Origin of the sequence: Pseudomonas sp. 2822-17 (assembly GCF_002742485.1) — a bacterium.
Classification (GTDB): Bacteria; Pseudomonadota; Gammaproteobacteria; order Pseudomonadales; family Pseudomonadaceae; genus Aquipseudomonas; species Aquipseudomonas cyclaminis.
On sequence record NZ_LJRZ01000282.1, the window covers coordinates 1 to 383 of the forward strand.

A 383-nucleotide genomic window follows, 5' to 3' on the forward strand; every position below is an offset into this window, starting at 1 on the left:
GTGTTACTTTATGATTCTTTTTTCGCTCAACATTTTTCTTGTGTTTTTCTACCATCTTTGTAGCTTCCTCTGTGTTTTTGTTTGATAAATAAAATGAATCGAGGAAACGACCACTTTGATCAATTACTGCAAAGATAACAGGAGTATCCTGATCAAATAGGAGTACTTTCGTTTTCTTTTTTAAATGCTCCTCATATTTCACAACGTAACAACGGCTATTTGTTCCATCTAAATAAACTTTCTTTCCTAAAAAACTTGGCGGTAATGAACCCATTGGCATTCACCGGTCCTTTCAAATTGATTAATTATACATAATTTTTTCATGTGAGATTGTAGATGGTTAGTAAAGTACTGTGCCTGTTGTGTGCATCTTGGTGTGAAAG

General features: G+C 33.7%; 1 protein-coding gene. It reads right to left on the reverse strand.

Features of this window, described 5'->3' with window-relative positions; all coding sequences use genetic code 11:
* Positions 1-280: hypothetical protein (locus tag AOA60_RS32150; protein ID WP_143522379.1), on the reverse strand; the 280-nt coding region annotated here is incomplete at its 3' end.
* Positions 281-383: the final 103 nt, after the last annotated feature.